This window comes from Lishizhenia sp. (assembly GCF_033720595.1).
Classification (GTDB): Bacteria; Bacteroidota; Bacteroidia; order Flavobacteriales_D; family Crocinitomicaceae; genus Lishizhenia.
The window spans coordinates 1-7,300 of the sequence record NZ_JAWWCF010000157.1; the positions used below are offsets into that span (position 1 = coordinate 1).

Here is a 7,300-nt window from a genome sequence, read left to right on the forward strand (position 1 = left end):
AAATGTTAGATTACGATGCGCCTACGGGAGGTTATTTATTGCAATCTTGCTTTAGTATGGGGGCATATCTAGCCTCAAAGATTTAAACCTAAACACCTTGGTTTTTCTGTTTAAGAGAATAAAAGTATTTTTTACAGTGTTTTGATATTGAGCAGTATATACTCCTTTTTATTGAATATTTCAATGATAATTCTCAATGTTTTGTAGGGATGTTTGGCCTTGAATTAAGGTTTTTTTGGTTGTAACTTTTCATTTGCGAATCAGATTAATAATTCAAAACAAAAAGTTATGTCACTTATAAAGCACGAATGGCCTACGTTGTCAGATTTTTTCGATGAATCTTGGATGAAAAATAGATTTTCTAATGCGAGTTGGTCTACCGCAGTGAACGTGGTAGATAACGAAGAAAATTATGAGATAGAAGTTGCTGCACCCGGTTTAAAAAAGGATGAGTTTTCAGTTTCTTGTGAAAATGGCGTCTTAAATATTTCTGGTCAGACAAAAAAAGAAGACGAAGAAAAGAAGAAGAATTATACCCGTAAAGAGTTCAGCTCGAAGTCTTTCTCAAAATCATTTACCCTCCCGGAAAATGTGGATGCTAATCATATAGATGCAACCTATAATGACGGCGTTCTAAAATTAACCTTGCACAAAGTGCAAAAGGAACTTCCTCCGAAAAAGGAAATAACCATTGCTTAAAGTTCCATCCAAAGGAGCGGTTTTTATCGCTCCTTTTTTTAACTATTAAAACTAAAGAAATGAGACTAAGACCAAAAAGTGATTATCTCCAAAAAGCATCTTGGGTTAATCTTTATGTATTGACCAAATACTGGGAGTCTGACATCGCCTTTTACAAGGATGAAATCAGGTTTTTGTATGGATTAATTGATAAGTATTTTATTTGGATGACCGATGAGGAACATGTGGAAGAGGTGGGTAAGCTCAGTAGAGAACTTAATCGATTAGGGACTGTTTTTAAGGCGCTTACGACACAAATGAAGGAGCACAGAGCTAAAATGAGTTTGCTTTTGGAGAATGAATATTCCCATGAAGAAGAGGTCTTTAGGGCAGAACACGAAGTGCTTGAGGATGAATTTAAAAAAGCGACCATAGATTTTAGAACTTTGAAACGTAGAGTGTTTGAAGTCACAGAAAAGGTGATGGATGAGGAGAAATTGCAGCATTTATTAACACGTTAATTTACTGTGGACTATAAAGATTATTATAAGGTCCTTGGAGTGGATAAAAAGGCCACAGCCGCTGAGATAAAAAAAGCTTATCGAAAGCTAGCGGTTAAATATCATCCGGATAAAAATCAGGGGGATGTGATGGCTGAAGAAAAATTCAAAGAAATAAATGAAGCTTACGAAGTATTAGGCAATGCAGAAAAGCGTCAGAAATATGATGAGTTAGGCGCAAATTGGAACCGCTTTCAGCAAGGAAATTCTGGTGGTGGTTTTAACGAGAACCAATGGAATACAGGTGGTTCAGGGCAATATTACAGTAATGCAGAGGCTTTTAATGAGGGTGATTTTTATGATTTTTTCCAGAGCATGTTTGGCGGACAAAGAACTCAAGGTAGACGTTCAACATCTGGTTTTAAAGGAAATGATTTCCAAGCCGATATTGAATTGACCTTAGAGGAGGCCTATCATGGAACGCAAAGAATCCTGCAGTTGCCTGATAAAAAGATTCGAATTACAACGAAACCGGGTACAAAGGATGGTCAAACCCTTAGAATAAAAGAGAAAGGTGGAAAAGGGGGGAATGGTGGAAAACCAGGAGATCTTTATGTTAAAATTCACCTCAAAGAACATCCCGTATTTAAAGTTGAAAATTCCGATCTAATTCAGTATCTTGATATAGATCTTTTTACGGCCGTATTAGGAGGTTTTAAACAGGTTCAAAGCTTTGAAGGAGCATTGAGTATAAAGATTCCTGCAGGTGCTCAGAATGGACAAAAATTACGTTTAAAGGGTAAGGGCATGCCGCTTTATGGAAAACATGGACATGGAAACATGTACGTAGTGTTAAATGTGAATATACCTAAACATTTAAGTCCACAGGAAAAAGAACTATTTAGCAAGCTTCAAGAAATGGCCAGCGTAAAGGCGAATTAAAACAAAAACTAGAAATTATGCATATCGTATTGTACAACACTTATAATTTGAATAAGAGTCTAAACGACTTGGAAGAGAACATTATAGATGTAGAATTGCGTTACAAAGCAACGGATTTAGTAACGAGTGGTTACTTGAGGTTTGAGGAAATGCAAAACGCGGTTAAAAGGGCGATGAGCATTTGTAAAGCAGCCGATATTAGAGTAAGAAAACATTTTAAAGCCATTTACCTTTGTAGAGAAGGAATATTACTCAGGGATTGGCGTTTGTCGCACATGGCCAGAAAGTTAGTGTTGCTTAATGGTGATGCGAACAATCCATACGTGGCTAAAATTCAACTTGAATTGCTTGAATGACCTAATGCATTTGAAGTTAAGTAAGTTGGTCTAAAAAAGCTTGTGCAATTTTTAGATGTTCTTCCTTTTTTTCAGGACTTTGTTTCCTGTAGTTGGCTAAAATAAATCCTGTTCTGTGGTTTTTAGCAAAGAAATCTTCGTGTTCACCAATGAAGTTCCAAAACAGTGCGTCCCACACGTTTTGCCAATCTCCTTTGGGGTAATTACTCATTTTTAAAATGTAATTAGAAGAGGAAATGTAAGGTTTGGTTGCAAAAAGTCCCCCATCAGCAAACTGACTCATACCATAGACATTGGGAACCATGACCCAATCATAGGCATCGATAAATAACTCCATAAACCAACGATATACTTCATCCGGATCGAATTGGCAAAGTAACATGAAATTACCAAGCACCATTAAGCGTTCAATGTGATGACAGTAGCCTGTTTTTAATACTTTTTTAATGGTATCGTCTATAGGGATTATACCTGTGTCTCCTGTATAAAATGACGAAGGTATTGGTCGTGTGAACTTCCAAAAGTTTTTGGTGCGAGAGGAAACTCCATGACTCACGTATAACCCTCTAATAAATTCTCTCCAACTAACGATTTGACGTACAAACCCTTCCAAAGAGTTGATGGGGACATCGTTTGCCTTTGCAAATGCAATACTTGTGTTTATCACTTCCATGGGTAAAAGCAGCCCTACATTGATTAAAGGAGAGAGTAAACTATGATGAAGTACATGTTCTTCCTTTACAATCGCATCTTCATAAGCTCCGAATTCATGAAAACGGAAATCTAGAAATTGTTGAAGCCAGTCTTCAGATTCTTTGTAATTAAGAGGGTAGTGACTATGCTTGCTTATTTCTCCAGGGTTAGAGGAGAAGTGATTTTCAATATAATTTACAGCTTCTTCCCATGCTTTATTTGCACTCGGGAAATGAGTGGATGGAGGTGTTTTACTTTTGGGGTATTTCTTTCTGTTATCAGCATCAAAACTCAATTTTCCACCTTCAGGTTTTCCGTCTTCATCCATTAATAGGTTGAAACGCTCTCTTTGTTTCTTATAAAATGTGGTTTGATAAAAAGATTTTCTACTGCTTTTAAATTCTTTGGCTATTTCTGCACGATTCAATAAAAACGCAGGTGTATCGTAAACCTTAAAATTCACCTTTTCACTAAACGAAAAAAGTCGTTGCTCTAACCAATTGTCCTCGGGGTGAAGCAGGTGAATTGCATCCAACTCTTGGATGTTCAGCAATTGGTCTAATTCACGAATATCGGAACCTATTTCATTGCAAGCTACATAGTGAACTTTTAATCCTTTTGCTTCCAAATAAGCTTTGTATTCCTGCATTGTTGCACGATGAAAGGCTAATTTCTGTTTGTGAAATTTATACAATTTAAAGAATAAATATTCCTCTATGAGGTAAATGTCTACACCTAGTTTTAAGAGTTCACTTTCTTTGAACAATTGATGGGGAAATATAAGAGCTACAGATGTTTTCATGTTGTATTTTATTCCTTGTGCGTAAGAATACTTGATGAATTTTTTATTCTAAAACATTATTTTATGATGGATTAAAGGCTTTTTCTAAAACTCTTCCTTCTCAGGTAGCTCATGTGTTCTCACGTAAGGATAGGTCTCTATCTTTTCTAGTTTGTAATAAGTGTTTAAACCTCCTATACCCACGGTATTGTTGTAAGCTAAATCAATTTGTCCTAATTCATTTACAGCTTCTTCAGGAAGGTCTATATATACAATTTCACCAATGATAAAAGAACATTCGTTGGGTAACGGAATGCTATGGAGGTGCTTCATGGCTAGTTTTACTGGACTTTCTTTAACAAAAGGTGCGTGGAAGTTCTTTAAGTAAACTGGAGCTATATTCATGCGTTCAAATTCGGAGACTCCTCTAGCTAGTTTTGCTGAAGTATAGTGAGCATTTTTGTGCAAAACCTCAGGTATATGATTGATGGTGTAAACGCCTGTTTCCAAGATATTGGCATAGGTGTCTCGTGGTTCATTTCCTTGTGGGCGAAGCACAAAGCCTAGTTGAGCAGGGTTAGACCCCAAATGAACCACAGAGCTAAATATAGCAACGTTTTCTTTCCCATCCTTCGATTTTGTAGCAATCAAATTTGCAGGTTTTATACCTGAAATTGAGTTGATTAGGTTGAGTCTGTATTTGCGATCTAATTGTGTTAATTCGTACTGTGTTAATTCCATGTATTTATTTGTTTCTTCTACAGCGTTCGCTGCAATATTTTACTTCATCCCAGTTTTTCTCCCACTTTTTACGCCAGGTAAAAGGACGTTTACATACAGGACAAATTTTAGTAGGTAAATGTTCTTTTTTCATGGTAATGTTTATTTAAAAATTTAAGTCTTCGCAAGCTCAGAATTCAAAAAAATAAGGAAACTATGTGGGTTGTCATGACTTTCTTAAATCTTTAAATATCCCGATACCATCGGGATGTTTAAATTTTTAAATCCTCAAACATTCAAACATTCAAACTATCAAACAATCAAACCCTCAACCCCTCAAACTCACGCCTGTCTCACATGTGTAGCCAAAATGCGCCGTGCCTCTTCCTTTACTTTAGGATGCTTTCTGTGTCCCCATATCTTTTCTCTAGCTTTTCGGGCGACTTTTTCTAAGTCCATTTCTAGCATGGGATAAGTAAATTCTTCTTTGAAGTCAGCCAATTCGAAAACGGTCATTTTCCAAGGCTCATGAATGAATTCTACAGGTACCTCACGCAATTCTGGAATCCATTTTTTGATGAACTCTCCCTTAGGATCATGATCTTTAGATTGTTTAACGGGGTTGTAGAGTCGAACCGTGTTTACCCCCGTAGTACCGGCTTGCATTTGGATTTGAGGATAATGTATGCCGGGTTCATAATCGAGGAAGAGTTGGGCGAGGTGATAGGCACCCTTTTTCCAAGAAACATCAAAATGTAAACAAAGGATAGAAACTAACATTGCCCGCATTCTAAAGTTAATCCACCCGGTGTGCGTTAAGCATCGCATACACGCATCAACTATTGGAATTCCGGTGTTACCTGTTTTCCATTTTTCCAGCAGATCTTCGTTGTTGCTGTACGTTAGTTCTTCATACCCGCGGTTGATGCACTCGGTTTCATAGCTGCATTCAACCTCAAACTTTTGGATGAAATGGCAATGCCAATGCAGCCGTGTGAGCATGCCGTTAAAAGGGCGTTTATATTTGGTGTAATTAGGATGTGCTTTGACATATTGATATGCTTGACGGATGGATATATTTCCCCATGCCAAATACGGGGAGATACGGGCGCATGAACGCCTACTTTCGGCCGGTTTAGAGATATGTTTGTTGTAGTTTTTTCCTCTTTCCTTACAAAAGGAAGCCAAATACTTCCAGGCTTGATCTTCACCTGGTTTTTGAAAAGAAGTTGGATAGGAAGAGAGTTGTTCTTTAAAATGAGGAGGAAGTGAATAGGGATGCTCTAAAGCAGGTAGTTTGGAAAAAGTAAATCCATTTTTAATCACTGCTTGATGCATAACACTCAACCAAGCCTTGTCCCACTTCTCTCTAGTTTTTATCCCTCTTAAAATACCATCACGTTGAAATTCTATCCATCTAATATTATGTGTTTTAAACCAATGAGCACACGATTTGTCTCTTTCCCAAGTTATTTGTGTTCCGCTTTCTTGGTAAGAGAAAACGGTGTTGATTTTATATTCTTTGTGAATGTGCTTAAATCCCTCTTTTGCAGAGGTGTAACAAATACTAATGCTCCGGTTTACTTCACGCAACTTGCTATTCATTTCTTGTAAAGAATGATAGATAAATTGAAGGTGACGCTCAGAGGTGTCGGGATGCTCTATAAGCTTGGGTTCAAAACAATACAAGATGATGTAATCCAATTCTTCTTGTTCAGCCTGATGGAAGGGAGCATGATCATTGAGCCTTAAATCTCTTTTCAGCCAAACGATATTCACCTCTTTAGTCATACTGTAATTCTTTTTTGGCTTTGTTCCAGAATTTAAAGAAAGAGGGAAAGTCACCTTTCACAGTAGTCATCCAATCTCTCTCCATCTTTTTACCTTTAAAATGTTGGTTGGTAGGATGTTCTTTGTAGATGATATTTTCTTCTCCCAATAGCGTTAAGAGATTGTCAAATTCTCCAACGAAGATTTTAATTCCCTGAATGTTTTTAGCTAGATTTATCACAAATTCTAGGCAGTTATTTGTTACAGGATGAGCTCTAAAAAGTTTGGGTTCTAATAAGAGAATGTGCTGAGCTGTTGTAGTTTTAATTACTTCTAAATCAATGTTGTAATATGTATGAATTAAACTATTGGTATAGGTGTGTATTTCGTCGCTTTTGATAGCGTTTAAATCGGTTTGAATGCTATATTCTCTTCTTGCTTGCAGGACATCTGGAATTTCCATTTCGGGTAGTTCTTCGTAAGTTTTATCTAAAAATGTACCTCGATCATTTGTTCCAAAATAGGTGTTGATATTGTTCTGATTCGCGTAATACTTTTTGTTAGAATTGGTACCTGCCACCCATTGCCAGCTCAGGTGGTTACTGGCCAAGTCTCCATCTAAAAGTTGACTATACATCCAATCTGCACCCACCTTCCAATCTGTTTTTGCAATATTGCAAACGATGGATGCCACGTACATGCGCATATGGTTGTGCATATAACCTGTCGTTTTTAGGGTGTTTAAAGCCTCATCTAAGGCGCTTATTCCAGTTTGTGCGTCAAGTATTGCTGTGGGCATTTGTTTACTCACAACTGTCGTTTGCTGCTGTTTTATAGCTTGGAAAATTAAATCACCTTTC

The 7,300-nt window shown here is 37.1% G+C and carries 9 protein-coding genes; 4 read left to right on the forward strand and 5 right to left on the reverse strand.

Features of this window, described 5'->3' with window-relative positions; genetic code table 11:
- The first annotated feature begins 288 nt into the window (after window positions 1-288).
- From R3333_RS11005 to R3333_RS11020, 4 genes are read left to right on the forward strand one after another with little or no spacing between them, the layout of a single operon-like run.
- Entirely contained in the window at window positions 289-699 is a 411-nt protein-coding gene (locus R3333_RS11005) for an Hsp20/alpha crystallin family protein (RefSeq protein ID WP_318958831.1), read from the forward strand.
- Window positions 700-758: 59 nt separating this feature from the next.
- A complete protein-coding gene (locus tag R3333_RS11010; protein ID WP_318958832.1) occupies window positions 759-1,199 on the forward strand; it encodes a hypothetical protein in 441 nt (146 codons plus the stop codon).
- 6 nt (window positions 1,200-1,205) lie between these two features.
- Window positions 1,206-2,120 (forward strand): J domain-containing protein, encoded by a 915-nt coding sequence (locus tag R3333_RS11015; protein ID WP_318958833.1) that lies wholly within the window; start codon window positions 1,206-1,208, stop codon window positions 2,118-2,120.
- Window positions 2,121-2,137: 17 nt separating this feature from the next.
- Window positions 2,138-2,476 (forward strand): hypothetical protein, encoded by a 339-nt coding sequence (locus R3333_RS11020; RefSeq protein WP_318958834.1) that lies wholly within the window; start codon window positions 2,138-2,140, stop codon window positions 2,474-2,476.
- Window positions 2,477-2,492: 16 nt separating this feature from the next.
- On the opposite strand, the gene R3333_RS11025 is transcribed toward R3333_RS11020, so the two are convergent.
- From R3333_RS11025 to R3333_RS11045, 5 genes are all read right to left on the reverse strand, one after another.
- Entirely contained in the window at window positions 2,493-3,971 is a 1,479-nt protein-coding gene (locus tag R3333_RS11025; protein ID WP_318958835.1) for a cryptochrome/photolyase family protein, read from the reverse strand.
- 84 nt (window positions 3,972-4,055) lie between these two features.
- Window positions 4,056-4,691: a flavin reductase family protein gene (locus tag R3333_RS11030; RefSeq protein WP_318958836.1), complete on the reverse strand. Its 636-nt coding sequence runs from the start codon at window positions 4,689-4,691 to the stop codon at window positions 4,056-4,058.
- 4 nt (window positions 4,692-4,695) lie between these two features.
- Complete coding sequence (locus tag R3333_RS11035; protein WP_318958837.1) at window positions 4,696-4,824, reverse strand: DUF2256 domain-containing protein; 129 nt, start codon at window positions 4,822-4,824, stop codon at window positions 4,696-4,698.
- Between the two features lie 188 nt (window positions 4,825-5,012).
- A complete protein-coding gene (locus tag R3333_RS11040; RefSeq protein ID WP_318958838.1) occupies window positions 5,013-6,461 on the reverse strand; it encodes a deoxyribodipyrimidine photo-lyase in 1,449 nt (482 codons plus the stop codon).
- Window positions 6,454-7,300: FAD-binding domain-containing protein (locus R3333_RS11045; protein WP_318958839.1), on the reverse strand; the 847-nt coding region annotated here is incomplete at its 5' end. The genes R3333_RS11045 and R3333_RS11040, both read right to left, overlap by 8 nt.